Source organism: Bacteroides luhongzhouii (genome assembly GCF_009193295.2).
Lineage (GTDB): Bacteria > Bacteroidota > Bacteroidia > Bacteroidales > Bacteroidaceae > Bacteroides > Bacteroides luhongzhouii.
On sequence record NZ_CP059973.1, the window covers coordinates 5,380,416 to 5,397,306 of the forward strand.

General features: G+C 41.5%; 15 protein-coding genes. 7 read left to right on the plus strand and 8 right to left on the minus strand.

Annotated features, from left to right (window positions below; all coding sequences use genetic code 11):
• Positions 1-42 precede the first annotated feature (42 nt).
• Positions 43-261, minus strand: a complete 219-nt coding sequence (locus tag GD631_RS20560; RefSeq protein ID WP_143259336.1) for a winged helix-turn-helix domain-containing protein — start codon at positions 259-261, stop codon at positions 43-45.
• Between the two features lie 236 nt (positions 262-497).
• On the opposite strand from GD631_RS20560, the gene GD631_RS20565 reads away from it, so the two are divergent.
• The 4 genes from GD631_RS20565 (at position 498) to GD631_RS20580 (ending at position 4,752) form a co-directional block, all read left to right on the plus strand.
• Positions 498-2,237 (plus strand): thiamine pyrophosphate-dependent enzyme, encoded by a 1,740-nt coding sequence (locus GD631_RS20565; RefSeq protein WP_143259335.1) that lies wholly within the window; start codon positions 498-500, stop codon positions 2,235-2,237.
• A gap of 155 nt (positions 2,238-2,392) precedes the next feature.
• Complete coding sequence (locus GD631_RS20570) at positions 2,393-3,310, plus strand: DUF2157 domain-containing protein (RefSeq protein ID WP_143259334.1); 918 nt, start codon at positions 2,393-2,395, stop codon at positions 3,308-3,310.
• Entirely contained in the window at positions 3,294-4,268 is a 975-nt protein-coding gene (locus tag GD631_RS20575; RefSeq protein ID WP_143259333.1) for a DUF4401 domain-containing protein, read from the plus strand. The genes GD631_RS20570 and GD631_RS20575 overlap by 17 nt, the downstream gene beginning before the upstream one ends.
• Positions 4,255-4,752 (plus strand): GDYXXLXY domain-containing protein, encoded by a 498-nt coding sequence (locus GD631_RS20580; RefSeq protein ID WP_143259332.1) that lies wholly within the window; start codon positions 4,255-4,257, stop codon positions 4,750-4,752. Before GD631_RS20575 ends, GD631_RS20580 begins: the two co-directional genes overlap by 14 nt.
• Positions 4,753-5,025: 273 nt before the next feature.
• Here GD631_RS20580 and GD631_RS20585 read toward each other — a convergent pair whose 3' ends face one another.
• The 4 genes from GD631_RS20585 to GD631_RS20600 form a co-directional block, all read right to left on the minus strand.
• Positions 5,026-7,551: a hypothetical protein gene (locus GD631_RS20585; protein WP_143259331.1), complete on the minus strand. Its 2,526-nt coding sequence runs from the start codon at positions 7,549-7,551 to the stop codon at positions 5,026-5,028.
• A 374-nt stretch (positions 7,552-7,925) separates the two neighbouring features.
• Positions 7,926-8,864 (minus strand): tyrosine-type recombinase/integrase, encoded by a 939-nt coding sequence (locus GD631_RS20590; RefSeq protein ID WP_143259330.1) that lies wholly within the window; start codon positions 8,862-8,864, stop codon positions 7,926-7,928.
• Between the two features lie 160 nt (positions 8,865-9,024).
• Complete coding sequence (gene groL, locus GD631_RS20595; protein ID WP_143259329.1) at positions 9,025-10,662, minus strand: chaperonin GroEL; 1,638 nt, start codon at positions 10,660-10,662, stop codon at positions 9,025-9,027.
• 40 nt (positions 10,663-10,702) lie between these two features.
• A complete protein-coding gene (locus tag GD631_RS20600) occupies positions 10,703-10,975 on the minus strand; it encodes a co-chaperone GroES (RefSeq protein ID WP_004314007.1) in 273 nt (90 codons plus the stop codon).
• A 244-nt stretch (positions 10,976-11,219) separates the two neighbouring features.
• Between GD631_RS20600 and GD631_RS20605 the strand changes: the two genes are divergently transcribed.
• Complete coding sequence (locus GD631_RS20605; RefSeq protein ID WP_143259328.1) at positions 11,220-12,269, plus strand: L,D-transpeptidase; 1,050 nt, start codon at positions 11,220-11,222, stop codon at positions 12,267-12,269.
• A gap of 411 nt (positions 12,270-12,680) precedes the next feature.
• On the opposite strand, the gene GD631_RS20610 is transcribed toward GD631_RS20605, so the two are convergent.
• The 3 genes from GD631_RS20610 to GD631_RS20620 all read right to left on the minus strand — a co-directional run bounded on the left by GD631_RS20610 (position 12,681) and on the right by GD631_RS20620 (position 14,242).
• Positions 12,681-13,388 carry a DUF5039 family protein gene (locus GD631_RS20610; protein WP_143259327.1) on the minus strand — a complete coding sequence of 236 codons (708 nt, stop codon included), beginning with the start codon at positions 13,386-13,388 and terminating at the stop codon, positions 12,681-12,683.
• A gap of 59 nt (positions 13,389-13,447) precedes the next feature.
• Positions 13,448-13,996 (minus strand): NUDIX hydrolase, encoded by a 549-nt coding sequence (locus GD631_RS20615; protein WP_143259326.1) that lies wholly within the window; start codon positions 13,994-13,996, stop codon positions 13,448-13,450.
• Between the two features lie 72 nt (positions 13,997-14,068).
• Positions 14,069-14,242 carry a hypothetical protein gene (locus tag GD631_RS20620; protein WP_008015767.1) on the minus strand — a complete coding sequence of 58 codons (174 nt, stop codon included), beginning with the start codon at positions 14,240-14,242 and terminating at the stop codon, positions 14,069-14,071.
• A 144-nt stretch (positions 14,243-14,386) separates the two neighbouring features.
• On the opposite strand from GD631_RS20620, the gene GD631_RS20625 reads away from it, so the two are divergent.
• Together GD631_RS20625 and hydE are read left to right on the plus strand one after the other, a co-directional pair.
• Positions 14,387-15,856, plus strand: coding sequence for a 4Fe-4S dicluster domain-containing protein (locus tag GD631_RS20625; RefSeq protein ID WP_143259325.1), 1,470 nt, complete (start codon positions 14,387-14,389; stop codon positions 15,854-15,856).
• Entirely contained in the window at positions 15,837-16,877 is a 1,041-nt protein-coding gene (hydE, locus tag GD631_RS20630) for a [FeFe] hydrogenase H-cluster radical SAM maturase HydE (RefSeq protein ID WP_143259324.1), read from the plus strand. Before GD631_RS20625 ends, hydE begins: the two co-directional genes overlap by 20 nt.
• Positions 16,878-16,891 lie beyond the last annotated feature (14 nt).

The window sequence follows — 16,891 nt, forward strand, 5'->3', positions numbered from 1 at the left end:
CCTCCGATGATTCTGCTGTTCTCATTAAAGTGCCAAACTCTTTTAGCCAATATAAACATTCACACAGAGATATACATAGAGTTCTTCATCACACTGATCGAACTCAATCTTACTCTCTCTCGACAACCACCCTAAAGCGGCACCCAGTTCTTTATCTTTCAACCCGGATTTTCTCTTCAGAAGTCCGTAGCTCCACTTTTCGTTATTGCTAAGCAGTTGCCAAACCTTACCGGCATTTATACCGATTTCATTTCTGTTCATTTTTCTAGAGTAATTAAGAGGTTTAATACATTAGGTTAAGATTTCGCCTATAAAGATAACAAAAGGATATTGCAATTGTTTATGCATCTTTACTAAAAAGTTGTTACAGAAATATTTTTAACATAAAAGCGGTGATGTGTCCCGACACAAAGACGCTATTAGCATATGTTAAATTAGAACTTTTCCTTGCAGACATCTGTTATTACATAAAAAACAATCCTAAACCAATTACAGCTATGGCAAAAAAAATAGCAGAACAACTGATAGATACTTTGGTTAAATCCGGAGTTGAACGCATTTACGCCGTGACAGGCGACAGTCTGAATGAGGTAAACGAAGCAGTCAGAAAAAACGATCAAATAAAATGGATACATGTACGTCATGAAGAAACAGGAGCGTATGCCGCTGCTGCAGAAGCACAACTGACCGGCCGACCGGGATGCTGTGCGGGAAGTAGCGGTCCGGGACACGTTCATCTTATCAATGGTTTGTATGACGCGCACCGTTCCGGGGCACCGGTAATCGCCATCGCCTCTACGATTCCTACCGGAGAATTCGGTACGGAGTATTTTCAGGAGACGAATACAATCAAACTTTTTAACGATTGCAGTTATTATAATGAAGTAGCCACTACTCCCAAGCAATTTCCACGTATGCTCCAGTCGGCCATACAAACGGCTGTCACCCGTAAAGGGGTGTCCGTCATCGGACTACCGGGAGACTTGGCAAAGGCTTCTGCCGTTGCTGTCGACTCGTCGGTCCGAAACTATCCTGCCCCACCGGAAGTTTGCCCGTCAGAAGAAGATTTGGCTCAATTGGCTGACTTGCTAAACAAACATACACGTATCACTCTTTTCTGCGGCATTGGTTGCCGGGGAGCTCACGAGGAAGTGATCGCGCTTTCCGAGAAGCTGAATGCCCCGGTGGTATATACTTTTAAAGGAAAAATGGAGGTGCAATATGAGAATCCGTATGAAGTGGGTATGACGGGATTGTTGGGAATGCCTTCGGGATATTACAGTATGCATGAAGCCGAAGTGCTTCTCATGCTCGGCACTGACTTTCCATATTCCGCTTTCCTGCCGGATGATATCAAGATAGCTCAGATTGACATAAAGCCCGAACGCTTGGGACGTCGCGCAAAGGTGGATATCGGACTTTGTGGAGATGTCAAACTTAGCATCCAGTCTTTATTGCGTATGCTGAATCCGAAAACGGATGATTCTTTCTTATTGAAACAACTCAAAAGATATGAGGGAGTAAAGAAGGATTTGGCCGCTTACACCAAAGATAAAGGGGGCGTAAATAAGATTCATCCCGAATATGTGATGTCTGAAATAGACAAACTAAGTTCGGACGATGCTGTGTTTACGGTAGATACGGGAATGACTTGTGTATGGGGAGCACGTTATCTGCAAGCAACAGGCAAACGTCACATGCTGGGGTCTTTCAACCATGGTTCGATGGCAAATGCGTTGCCGCAAGCTATCGGTGCCGCATTGGCTTATCCGGATCGTCAGGTAGTTGCGCTTTGCGGAGATGGCGGATTATCGATGACTTTAGGAGACTTGGAAACTGTTGTACAATATAAGTTGCCGATTAAAATCATCGTATTCAACAACCGTTCATTGGGAATGGTGAAATTGGAAATGGAAGTGGACGGACTGCCGGACTGGCAGACGAATATGTTGAACCCTGACTTTGCCCAAGTGGCCGAAGCAATGGGAATGGCCGGATTTAATGTCAGTGATCCGGAAGAAGTGTTGACTACCTTACTGAATGCATTCGAGTTAGACGGTCCGGTACTTGTTAATATCATGACCGATCCGAACGCACTAGCCATGCCTCCCAAAATTGAATTCGGGCAAATGGTGGGCTTTGCGCAGTCAATGTATAAGTTGTTAATCAACGGCCGTTCACAAGAAGTGATTGATACGATCAATTCTAACTTTAAACATATACGGGAGGTATTTTAAGTTATTCTATTTTTAATATTTTCATTACCTCTCTCAAAGTATGACTTACTATTATTGTCTATTTCAATATGGTAAGTCATACCTTTTTATAGTCTATCTTGAGGTGATAATCATTTTATTTTATTATGTTTGTAATCATCAAAAAGTAAAAACACATGGAAAAGACCGGCTCTTCGCCTTTATCCCGACAAGCGCTGTACGCTGATAAAAAACAATGGAATCAATTCCTTTCTATTTTTTTATTGGCAGTGGGCGTTGGTTTTACAGTGGCAGGCATTATCTTCTTTTTTGCCTACAACTGGGATGAATTACCTAAATTTGTAAAGTTAGGAATAGTAGAGGTGTTATTAGTAGCTTCTGTCCTGCTCGCCACATTCACCCGTTGGAATAAGCTCGTCAAACAGATTCTCCTGACCGGGGCTACGTTCCTGATAGGTACGCTTTTCGCCGTCTTCGGACAAATCTACCAAACGGGAGCCGATGCTTACGATCTTTTCCTGGGGTGGACTCTTTTCACCATTCTTTGGGCGGTTGCTATCCGTTTTGCTCCGTTATGGCTGACGTTCATCGGATTACTTTGCACTACGATATGGTTGTACAATATACAGATAGTTAGTGCCAACTCTTGGGAAATGACTTTGTTGGCCAATGCAGTAACCTGGATATGTGCCTTGACAACGATAATCACGGAATGGATGAGTGTAAAAGGTCATTTGGACAGAAACAATCGTTGGTTTGTCAGTCTCCTTTCACTGGCCACTATTATACACACCAGTTTTCTGTCAATGATGGCAATCTGCGAAGAGAGCGCCATATTGTCTGTTCCCCTCATAAGCACCGTCCTTTTATTCTCTGCGGGACTTTGGTATGGATGGAAAGTAAAAAGCCTATTCTATCTGGCTATCATTCCGTTTGCCGCATTAATAATTCTATTGACTACATTCATATCACAAAGTGATCTTAGGGATGTTCAGATATTCTTCTACGGAGGAGTTATTGTTATCACCGGAACAACTTTGCTCATTTACATCATTCTTCATCTAAAAAAGCAATGGTATGGCACAGAAGCATAACCTCACTATTCAAGTCGTATCCATTATCGGGGGAATCCTGACGGCTATTTTCTTTTTGGGATTTCTGGCACTTGCCAGAATCCTCCGCTCCGATATTTCTTGCCTGATTGCCGGAAGTATGTTAATTCTCACTACGCTAACAATCAGCCGCATGGTGGTCCGGTCTTTTCTGGATGCAATGAACATCACTTTATACATAGCCGGATGTGTATTGATTGGCTTTGGTATAAATGCCAGCACTAATCTCCTCTTCATTACACTTATGGGAATCAGTATTCTCACATTCTTGCTATCAAGAGGATTTATCCTCCCCTTTCTTTCAGTCATTCTGTTTAATATATCTTTCTTCGGAGAAGCCGCCCATGTCTTTTCTTCGTTTTATCCCTTGCAAATAGCTGTAGTTCCTATCCTTGCACTGTTTCTATTTACCAACATCTTTGAAAACAAGTTGTTTGAGTGTATAGGAACAGAGAATTACTTTTCCAAATACAGCCCATTTCATTTCGGATTATTCGTATCCGGTATCGTCTCACTGGGAGGATTATCAATCAATTATCTGATATCAGAAGCAAATAGTTGGCTTGTGTCCTGCATACTGTCTGTTTGTATATGGTTCGGAATTCTTATCATGGTTCAACGAATCATGCAAGTCATGAAAGTGGATCATCCGGTGAATCAGGTTGGTATCTACATTCTTTGTATTGTTATCTGTCTGCCTACCGTGTTTGCTCCTTATTTATCCGGTAGTTTGTTACTGATTTTAATATGTTTCCATTATGGTTACAAAGCGGAATGTGCTGCCTCGCTCCTTCTCTTTATCTATGCTGTTTCCAAATACTATTATGATTTGAATTTGAGCCTGCTCACCAAATCCATAACGCTTTTCTTCATCGGAATTGCATGTATTGCAGCTTGGTATTTCTTCACTCAAAAAAGAACAAGACATGAAAAAGTATAGCCAAATATTGATTATCGCAAACCTGATACTGCTACTAGGATATTTCAACTGGTCGGTTTATCAAAAAGAGCAGACCTTGAAAGACGGACAGTTGGTCTTGTTACAGCTGGCCCCCGTCGATCCCCGCTCTCTTATGCAAGGAGACTATATGAGACTTAACTACAAGGAAGCCTCATCAGATCTGATAGATGAGCAAACCGACACACGCGGTTATGCCATACTCCGGACGGACAGTAATCAGATAGGAGAAATTGTACGATTACAAAACACTTTGGAACCTGTAAACGGCAATGAGCTAGTCATCAAATATAAAATAATAAATAGACGCCTCTTCCTCGGCGCCGAATCTTTCTTCTTTGAAGAAGGACAGGATACTCTTTATCAAAAAGCCGTATATGGCGGACTGAAAGTAGATGATAAAGGGCAAAGCTTACTCGTGGGATTGTATGATGAGGACTTTCGCCAAATTCAACCTGATAAATAACAATGAAAGCCCGGACTTTCGCAAGCCCGGACTTTCTATATTCTCAAAACGTCTCCTTAATCTATAGGGAAATAAGGGACTAGCAAATTGGTTTCTAGTGCAAATAAGGAGACATTATGAAATAAAGAAAAGGGATACCTGTGGGAAATAAGGGAGGTATCCCTTTCTATAAGAAGAACAGAATTGGAAGGATTGACTTTCACAAGCCAAATCCTTCACTCTGTTTCTTCTCGGCGTATTCTTCACACAAGGTGAAGAAGGGTTTGATTTTTATTATTCAAACTTATTGACTACAACTGTTACAGTTGTTGCATGAGTTACACCCCATTCATCAGTTGCAGTCAAGGTCAGTTTACAAGTTTGAGCTGTTACAATCTGTGCAGAAGTTTTCTTCTTCACAGTCAGTGTGCTCTGACCATCCCAACTTGCCAATGTTGACATATCCAAATAGTCTTGAGCATTCTTGTCACCAGTCCAAACTAAAGTTACTTTAGCATCTTTCAATGCAAGATCCTTACCATTAGCTACGTCTGCGATCTTAAATTCTTTAGCTTCAATAGTAGTTCCACTTTCATTCTTGATTTCCTTGCTTGCACCACTATATTTCAAAGTTCCTAATCCAGAAACAACAGTCAGACTGATTTCATCTGTAATATTTTCCAATCTACTATTATTAAACGGACTATAAATAGCTTTGATAGTACGAGCAACGCCTACACCACCTTTGGCAGGAGCTTTTGCAACTACGATATCACCAGTAGTTTTACTTCCACCATTTGTAAACCAGCTAGTAAAGCCTTCTGGAAGAGGCGTCTCTTCGTCAAACTTGATATAAGATGCTGCATCGCTCTTAGTTTCAGCAGAATACAAACCATATAAGTTATAAGTAACTTTCTGATTTACACCTGTTCCACTTATAACACCGGTTGCAGTTCCCTTATTACCGTCAAAGTAGCCAGCCAGACGTCTTCCGTCCCATTTAAATCCTTCGAACGGATTAACTACAATCTCAAAGTTAAGAACTTTTGCAACTTCGTTGCCCAGTGCAGAAGAACCATTGGCATTGTTTACATTGACAGAAACAGTATGTGTAGTAGCACAAACCGATTCTGGTTTAAAGGTTGTACGAATCACCCAATCTTTAGTTGTAGCTCCTGATACACCAGCATTTTTATCAACCAAAGCAAGTGTAATACTCTGTGAATCATAAGTCACATCAGCTCCATTCACCTTCACTACATCGTTCTTAAAGCCGATAGTCGGATTTGCGTCCAATGAATATCCTGTCTGATTGAAAAGTGCTTTCACTTCGTCAGTAAGAGCAATGTCAGCAGTATTATTAGGAGCAGCATTTACAGTCCATTTCATTGTACCTAAAACTACAGGATCAGCATAATACTTAAATGTGATCTTCAATGTAGGAGCAGCTGCTTCTTTAACCACTTCACCATTTGTTTTCAGATATTCTACTTTAATAGTAGCTGTTCCTGCACTCTTAGCAGTAATGGTTGATCCTGACAAAGTAATGTTTTCAGCTTTCAATTCGCCTGGATCACTAGTCAAGGCTAAAGAATATTTGCAATCAACAACTTTATCAGTACCCGGCATCAATGCGTTCAAGTCACAAGCTGTATTGATAATTGCTTCTGCAGTAGCATCACTCAAAGTTGGAGCTGACTGATCCACATTAATTGTCACATCATATTTAGAAATAATTTCATTTCCAAAAGGATCACGGGTAGTAAGAGCATAAGAACCTTTTGCAGGAATATTTGCCAAATCAAAGTTATCAGCATCCTTATTGAAAGTGACATTCATATCATAAACACCTTTATTAGCTGTTTTATCACCAGCAGCACGAGATAAAGGTTTTTCAGTCATATTTTCCTGAATACTTCCTTTTAGAATTTGGAAGAACTGATTATCTTTAGAGTCTGTCAAACCTATATTATAAAGTTGCACATTTACATCTGCCGGATTAATCAAAGCCTGTATTTTAGATGAGCCAGAAGCGACAAGAACTTCATTCTCTGCATACTTATGACCGTTAAAATCAACCTTACCAGTTGTTTTTCCGCAGAATAATGTAATCGTACTTCCAAGTGTCAGTTTTGCATTAACATCTACACTAACAGCATCCATGCTAACAATAGAACCTGCTTTAGGAAGTGTTACAGAAGATTCAGCATAAGTACCATCAGACTTCAATTCACGTACATGAAGTTCCCAAATCAATGGATTGCCAGCAACTTCAGTAACATAGATTGTTGCATTAGCTACTATATCTGTAGATTCCCATGCTCCAGTCTCTGTGTTATAAACTTCCCAGCATCCAGTGGTAGCACTGATACGAGGAGATTTCCCGTTTACTCCATCCTTACCATCTTCTCCGTCTTTGCCATCATCTCCCTTATCACCTTTAGGACCAACAGCAGATTGACCAGAATCTATTCCATCAAAGAACCAATTGTTATTAGCACCAATAGTAACTTTAGTACCGTTCTTTCCATCAGTTCCATCAACGCCATCTTTTCCATTAGTTCCATTGGTACCGTTAACGATAGAATAAGATTTTCCATCATCAAATGTGATCTTGAAACCTCCAGCAACATCTTCAACGGATTTAACCCATTTGCCTTCATTCACAAACTTCTGCAGATCGGCAATGCTGGCTTTGTTTGCGTCAATCTGTGTTTGCAGATTGTCGATGTCATCATCATAGTCTTTACAGCCTACATAGGTGACAGTAGAAAGTGCCAACGCCCCGAAGAACATCACTTTTACAAATTTTCTTTTCATAACTACTTAAAAATTACATTAATAATATATTATTAAACACTAAGTTTCAATAATAGCATGCCCGTTACTTTGTAGGTAACGGAAGAACCTTTGTCCTGCTCTTCGGGAGTAGTCAATACTGAAAAACGATACGATATGCTACGAAACATTTTTACCCCTGCTTTTGAAAGCAAGTAGCGGGGAGGGGAAATCTTGTGCAAAATTTAGAAGTTAACAAAGCCCTAATACAAAGAATCCGCGTGTTTTATCTGTCCTATTCCTGTTTTGAGTAGTTAATTAGAAAAAATGTATGATTTCATTTGGTTGTTTTAAGAAATATGCTCATATTTGCACCGGTATTTGTTCCCGTTACCTACAAAGTAACAGTTTATTTTTCAAGCTATTAATCCACTAATAGCACGGTTCACAAAATCAATTACCTGTCTATTAGCTTCATCAATTTTCTTATTCCTGAAAGGCTTTAGATACGTTTCAGTCACAGTGATGGAAGAATGTCCCATTGCTTCCGAAATAATACCCGGATGAATCTCACAATAATAAGCTGTCGTAGCCCAAGTGTGGCGGGCGGTATAAGAGCTCAATCTATCACCCAGTCCCAATAATTCACCCAACAACATCAACTGACGATTGAATGTGCGCAATGCCAACTGATATTCACGATAAGCTTCCGAGGTCCCTTCACGGCTCTTCAACAAAGAAAACAGATAAGGAGAAGAACTGTCACGATTCATATATCTCTTTACCAAAATCATTGCTTCCGCAGTCAGTGTCACAGACAAAGTTCGTCCCGTCTTACGCCTGCGATACGTGATCACATTGTCACGTAAATCACTTTTACGTAAATAGGCGAGATCGACAAAAGGCAAACCGCGCAATAAAAACATAAGGATAAATAATTCCTGTGCCTTTCGTAATGACGGAGAACCGGCAAAAACCTGTGATAACCTGGCAAATACCTTTTTCATATCCTCCTCTCCCAGCGCACGTTTGTGATCGGCACGAGTACCGGTATAAACAGAACGGAACAGGTGAGGCACATAAGGCGCCTTACGAAGATCGACAGCCCGATTATAAACTGCACGAAACGTGCGCAAATAAGTGGAGACGGTATTCCAGCTGCATCCACGACTCCGAAGATGCACCTCGAATCCTTTTAACCACTCCGGACTCACCTCATGGAAGGTGAAATCCTCTTTCCCACAATAAGCAATAATGGCATTGAGACTACTCCGATATACATGAGCAGTACCAAAGTTTCCCTCCATCTGTAGCCCACGAGCTACTTGCTTCATAAACGTTACTACTTTCAACATCTCACGATTTATTAATAAATTAGACAATAAATATAAGGGTATTCCAACAATCGAACAAATTGAAGGCAGAGATGTTGCAGGAATACAAAAAAAGAACCACCTCCCCTTATCAGGGAAAGTGGTTCTTATCTTCTTATATATTCTTAAGAGGAAGCCGGAATTACATCATTCCGCCCATGCCTCCCATTCCGGGAGCGCCCATCGGCATTTCTGGTTTATCTTCCTTCTTTTCTACAATTACACATTCGGTAGTCAGGAACATACCAGCGATAGAAGCTGCATTTTCCAAAGCTACACGAGCAACCTTAGCAGGGTCTACAACACCAGCAGCGTGCAAGTTTTCGTAAATGTCCAGACGAGCGTTATAGCCAAAGTCACCCTTGCCTTCACGTACTTTCTGAACAACTACCGCACCTTCTTTACCAGCGTTAGCAACAATCTGACGAAGTGGCTCTTCGATAGCACGTTTAATGATTTCAACACCGGTTGTTTCATCAGCATTATCACCCTTCATGCCGTCAATTGTGTCGATTGCACGAATGTAAGCTACGCCACCACCCGGGATGATACCTTCTTCGATAGCAGCACGAGTTGCACGCAAAGCATCGTCCACACGGTCTTTCTTTTCTTTCATTTCCACTTCAGAAGCAGCGCCTACATAGAGAACAGCTACACCACCTGACAATTTAGCCAGACGTTCCTGCAATTTCTCGCGGTCATAGTCAGACTTAGTTGCCACGATTTGTGCTTTGATCTGTTCGCAACGTTCTTTGATGCTGTCTTTGTTACCTGCACCGTTTACAACAGTTGTATAGTCTTTAGTAACTGTAACTTTGTCAGCAGTACCCAACATTTCGATAGTAGCTTGTTCCAGTTTCAAACCCTTTTCTTCGCTGATAACAACACCACCTGTCAGGATAGCGATATCTTCCAACATTTCTTTACGACGATCGCCGAAGCCCGGAGCCTTCACAGCACAGATCTTCAATTGAGAACGCAGACGGTTTACTACCAATGTAGTCAACGCTTCGCTATCTACATCTTCTGCAATTACCAACAGAGGACGACCTGTTTGTACAGCCGGTTCGAGGATAGGCAAGAAATCTTTCAGGTTAGAAATCTTCTTGTCATAGATCAGGATGTAAGGTTTCTCCATCTCACATTCCATCTTTTCTGTATTTGTCACGAAGTAAGCTGACAAATAACCACGGTCGAACTGCATACCTTCTACTACACCGATAGTAGTGTCTGTACCTTTTGCTTCTTCGATAGTGATTACACCGTCTTTAGAAACTTTACGCATAGCGTCAGCAATCAATTTACCGATTACCGGGTCGTTGTTTGCAGATACGGTAGCAACCTGTTCGATCTTGTCATAGTTGTCACCTACTGTTTCAGCCTGATCCTTGATTGATTCTACCACTTTGGCAACAGCCTTGTCGATACCACGTTTAATATCCATTGGGCTAGCACCGGCAGTTACGTTCTTCAAACCTTCAGCTACGATAGCTTGTGCAAGAACGGTTGCAGTAGTTGTACCGTCACCAGCATCGTCACCTGTCTTAGAAGCTACTTCTTTTACCAACTGTGCACCAGTATTCTGGTAAGCATCTGACAATTCGATTTCTTTTGCTACTGTCACACCGTCTTTTGTGATGTGCGGAGCACCGAATTTCTTCTCAATGATAACGTTACGTCCTTTCGGGCCCAGAGTTACTTTTACTGCATTTGCCAAAGCATCGACACCTTTTTTCAATTGGTCACGGGCATCGATATTGAATAATATTTCTTTTGCCATTTCTCTATTTACTATTTAAAGATTTACTTACTATTATTAATTAACCCAAAACAGCGAGAACATCGCTCTGACGCATGATAAGATATTTAGTACCTTCAACGTCAAGTTCTGTTCCGGCATATTTACCATAAAGAACTGTATCGCCTACTTTCAATACCATCTCTTCATCTTTCGTACCGTGACCTACTGCCACAACTTCACCCTTCAAAGGTTTTTCTTTTGCTGTATCAGGGATAATGATACCACCAATTGTTTTTTCTTCTGCAGGTGCAGGGAGGATAAGCACTCTGTCTGCTAATGGTTTAATGTTCATAGTTACTTGTTATATTTTAGTTATACATTTAATTGTAGATGTTATCCGCCATTTTTAAGGCGGAACGCTAAAGTCATTGCGAAAAGCGTGCCAAAGTGAATAAATGATTCTTTGTCAGAAATTGACTGACAAAATGACTGACAACTTGCACTGTATGGCAAAAAAGTATATTTGTCACCTACTTTTTAAACAAAACAAAAGGATTATTCCTTATAATGATGTATATTCGTAAACGAACCATCAAATGCACTGTATAAATAATATGAATAGAATAGCATCCGGCCTCATCATCGCCTCTTGCGTCTTCTACTCCTGCACTTTGCGTACAGGAGAGATTTCTTCTGTACATGAACAACAACAGCCAGATTCGCTGTCGCAAGATACAATAGCTCACCCCGAGGTTAAACCTGTTGACAAGAAACTCACAGCAGAACAGATACAAATCACCAAAGATTTATTGTATGACCAATATACATTGGAAGACACCTATCCTTATAAGGACACTACCCGGCAGTTTCAATGGGATAAAATCAAAGAACGGCTGGCTTTGCTCGAAAATATACAGTTGCCGCCTTCCACCTGGGCAATTCTCCAGAATTACAAAAACAGGAATGGAGAAGCACCGCTTGTGAAGAATTTCAAAAGAAATGCGTACGGACGAGTGGCAGATACTCTCGGCATAGAACGTTACCAATCCGTTCCGCTTTATTTGTTAACTGACACATTAGTGCCCGAACGCTACGGCCAGGATGGAGAACTAACCCGTTTTATCGAAGATGGAGAAAAATTCATAAAAGCAGAGCCAATCTTTACCGGAAATGAATGGATGATTCCTAAAAAGTATGTAAAAGTAATCGGAGATACGATTGTTTTTAACAAAGTTATTTTTGTAGACCGCCACAATCAGAATATCGCTTCTCTCGAACGTAGCGGAAAAGGTCAATGGCTGGTTCGCAGTATGAATCCTTCCACTACGGGACGTCATCTGCCGCCGTATGCACAGGAGACTCCGTTAGGTATGTTTGTATTACAGGAAAAGAAAGTGAAGATGGTATTTCTAAAAGACGGTTCGAAAGAAACGGGAGGTTATGCTCCTTACGCCAGCCGTTTCACAGACGGAGCCTATATTCACGGAGTACCGGTCAATGCTCCCCGCAAGACGCAGATAGAATACAGTCCGTCATTGGGAACGACACCGCGTTCGCACATGTGTGTGCGGAACGCCACTTCACACGCCAAGTTCATCTATAACTGGGCGCCTGTAAATGAAACTATTATTTTTGTATTGGAATAGACGCTGAACAAACATACACCACTATTCTCGAATCACTACTACCTATCGTCCAAAGTATAATCAGAAAACTTCTTTTCTATAAGGAGAGAACTTGCTTTCCTCCCTGAGAAAAGTTACTTTCCCTTTACTCCAATCTATAAACGCAAGTTGCATTTATAAAAACAAAGCTTGCAATTATAAAAACGAAGCCTTCATTTATATAATCAAAAGTTGCAATTATAGTTCGTTCTACGGCCTTAATAAGTTCCCTTCCCGTACAAAAGAAGTTTGCATAGGAGGAAAAAGAACTTTTCTATATATACTTGAGGGGAAAGATAAAGAGGTCTGAACTTTTCAGTCCAGACCTCCCAATTTGTAGAAAGGGATTTCTCCATCCCGTATTACCTTATCAATTATGTGTGAAACTCTCTTTTATTTATCTTCAGTCTTACCCAACCCATATCTTGCTCTTGTTATATTCTGAACAAGTTCTCTCTGCACACTTTCCAATGCGTTTATTTCTTTCTGCAACAACTCCAAAGCGGAACCTTTCTGCAATAAATAAGACCGTTCAGCATATTTTATATAAGAAGTAGGAATCTCCTGCTTTTTTTCTTTATAATGGGCAATCACATACCGCAAAGCTTCCGCCCGATATTTGCTGATCGCTTTCCGTTCGGCATAATACAAATCTCTATAAGGATTTTCTTCACTTCTCAATTTCTTCCAGAATGCAGTAAAAGCAGTCGATACAGCATCTTTCTCTTCCTTGGTTGATGCATCTTTCTGCCTCTTTGTCAGATCCTTATATTCCTTATATGTATTTAGAAACTTATCCAATTCATCTTTACTGGCTTTATGTGCCAATCGGTAAGTTTCCAAAGAAGCAGGACGTTCATATTCGACAACTGTTTGTAGATAAGGCAAGTCGTTCCAGCTTATATATTTATTGTTTGCTTCACAATAATCTGCATAAGCCGCCGCAAGCTGCCAACTATATTCTTTTGTCTTTTGATTCAAATCCTCATTGATAGCGGACAAGTTCTTTTCCATCTCTTGCAAGTCCTGCGCCGACACCGTTTGCATACTTCCCCATCCGGAGAGAAACAAACAAAGAATACTCCATAATATAGTTTTCATAATTAGATAATTTAAATTTTCTCCAAAGTTATTATTTCTCTACAGAATTCCAAACGATATTACAGATTTGCTATATATTTCCACAATGGAGCAGCATTCAGCGCTTGCATAATTTCGTTCTTATCAAGCAGGCTTCTTACCTCTTCCAATGTAAGCAAATGTACACTGATATCTTCAGTAGCTTCCAAATGCTGATGGTCTATCAGTTCCACGTCCGTAGCAAGGAAGCAATAAGTCAGATTAGTATGAGTGCTCGGATTAGCGGAAATCACCATATATTCCTGCCAGTTTCCTTTTCCGTAGCCTGTTTCTTCCCACAATTCACGCTGGGCGGACACTAACGGTGAAGCGTCTTCCTTCTCACAGACCCCGGCACAAAGTTCATAACAAGTTCGTTCAATTCCCGGACGATACTGGCGGACAAAAACAAATTTGCCATCTTTTGTAATGGCAATCGTATTTACCCAGTCGGGATACTCAAGAATATAATATTCGGGGATATGGTTACCGTTGGGAAGCAACATATCTTCACAACGCACAGTCAGCCACGGACGGCGAAATAGATATTTACTACTCACCGTTTTCCAGGCTTTATTCTTTTCTTCCATAAGGTCTGTTTTTTCTTCCGGCAAAAATACAAATTTCCCCCGGCTTTTCCTACCTTTTTCAGTTTCTTGTTTTTATTCGTCCGTGTCGATACAAGTGATCTCTATCCCTTGTATCTGCTCCAGGTATTTTTTGGTAGAGCTTACCAAAGAACTTCCCATGTAGAATAAAAACAGCAGACTGATAATAACCATCAATGCGCCAATCATGGCAAAACGACTACGTTGCTCGAAAATACTGCTATTCATAACTCGGCCTCCTCTAAGTTTTTTTTGTCCACTACAAAGATAACACGCGATGGCTACAAAAAAGTTACAAGAATGTTTCAAAAAACTTAAATATTGAATTTCTGTTCGTATCTTTGCACTAACTAACAACCTTTTTATTACAATATGGCATTTACGAATAATATTATGATTGTCCGGCATAAATTGCTGGCAGACCTTGTTAAACTCTGGAAAAACGACGAATTAGTGGAAAAGATAGACCGGCTCCCGATTGAGTTGAGTCCACGAAAATCAAAACCCCTAGGACGGTGTTGCGTACATAAAGAACGCGCAGTGTGGAGGTACAAGACTTTTCCTCTGATGGGACTGGATATGACAGACGAACACGACGAAGTTACCCCGCTTTCCGAATATGCGCGATTGGCATTGAGCCGCCCCGAACCGGACAAGGAAAATATTATGTGCGTCATCGACGAGGCCTGTTCTTCCTGTGTACAGATCAATTATGAAATAACCAACCTTTGTCGCGGATGCGTGGCACGTAGCTGTTACATGAACTGCCCCAAAGATGCGATACGTTTCAAGAAAAACGGTCAGGCAATGATTGACCATGACACATGTGTCAGTTGTGGTATTTGTCACAAGAGTTGTCCTTATCACGCTATTGTATATATTCCCGTGCCTTGTGAAGAGGCTTGCCCGGTAAAAGCTATCAGCAAAGATGAACACGGCATAGAACACATTGATGAAAACAAGTGTATCTACTGCGGAAAATGCATGAATGCTTGTCCGTTCGGTGCAATCTTCGAAATCTCGCAAACATTCGATGTATTGCAACGCATCCGTAAAGGAGAAAAGATGGTTGCCATTATTGCTCCGTCTATTCTGGGACAGTTTAAGACTTCTATCGGACAGGTGTACGGTGCTTTCAAAGAAATAGGATTTACAGATGTGATCGAAGTGGCTGAAGGTGCTATGGCAACCACCAGCAATGAAGCACACGAGTTACTGGAGAAATTGGAAGAGGGACAGAAATTTATGACTACTTCCTGTTGCCCTTCTTATATCGAGCTGGTAGAGAAACATATTCCGGATATGAAACCTTATGTTTCTACCACCGGATCACCGATGTACTACGCCGCACGGATTGCCAAAGAGAAACATCCGGATGCTAAGGTTGTATTTGTCGGCCCTTGTGTGGCTAAACGCAAAGAAGTACGTCGTGACGAAGCGGTGGATTATATTCTGACGTTTGAAGAAATCGGTTCGATTCTCGACGGGTTGGGTATTGAACTGGAACAGGTACAGGAATTCTCTGTATTACATACATCTGTTCGCGAAGCACATGGATTTGCACAGGCAGGTGGTGTGATGGGAGCTGTCAAAGCTTATTTGAAAGAAGAAGCGGATAAAATCAATGCAATACAAGTGTCGGACATCAATAAAAAGAATATCGCTCTGCTGCGTGCCTGCGCCAAGACAGGAAAGGCTGCGGGACAGTTTATTGAAGTGATGGCGTGCGAAGGTGGATGTATCACCGGGCCAAGTACGCATAATGACATTGTTTCGGGACGTCGCCAATTGGCACAAGAGCTGCTCAAACGAAAAGAGAGCTATGAAACAATGGATCGATAAACTACGGCAGGAAAGAACACTTAGCCCGGAAGAGCTCCGGCAACTGTTGACCGGATGTGACGCAGAAACCCTGCGTTACATCAATAAACAGGCGCAGGAAGTCGCTCTCCGCCACTTCGGAAATAAGATTTATATCCGTGGACTGATTGAAGTCAGTAATTGCTGCCGGAACAACTGTTATTACTGTGGTATCCGAAAAGGAAATCCGAATATCGAACGTTACCGGTTGAGCCTGGAAAGTATACTGGACTGTTGCCGGCAAGGATATGAATTAGGCTTCCACACTTTTGTGCTGCAAGGAGGAGAAGATCCTGCACTGACAGACGATCGGATAGAAATGACTGTCGCCCGTATCAGGCAGGATTATCCGGATTGTGCCATTACACTGTCGCTCGGAGAAAAGTCGCGTGATGCATACGAACGTTTCTTCCGTGCCGGAGCCAACCGTTATCTGTTACGTCACGAAACGTATAATGAGTCACATTACCGGCAACTGCATCCTGCAGAAATGTCCGGCAAACAGCGCCTGCAATGCTTAGAGGATTTAAAAGACATCGGCTATCAGACAGGAACCGGAATTATGGTCGGCAGCCCGGAGCAAACAGTAGAACATATCATCGAGGATATATTGTTCATTGAAAAGCTACAGCCGGAAATGATCGGCATCGGTCCTTTCCTACCCCATCATGATACGCCTTTTGCCCATTATCCCAGCGGGACAGTGGAACGGACGATTCTGCTATTATCTATCTTCCGCCTGATGCATCCATCCGCATTGATTCCGGCAACAACGGCTCTCGCCACTCTTATTCCTGATGGTAGGAAGCGGGGGATATTAGCAGGCGCAAATGTAGTTATGCCCAACCTGTCTCCCCGGGAAGAACGGAAAAAATATGAATTATACAATGACAAAGCTTCACTCGGAGCGGAATCTGCCGAAGGGTTGGCAGCTTTACAAAAGCAGTTGAATACCATCGGTTATGAGATTTCTACCGAAAGAGGGGACTTTAGGAGTGATTAATGGGATAGTGATTA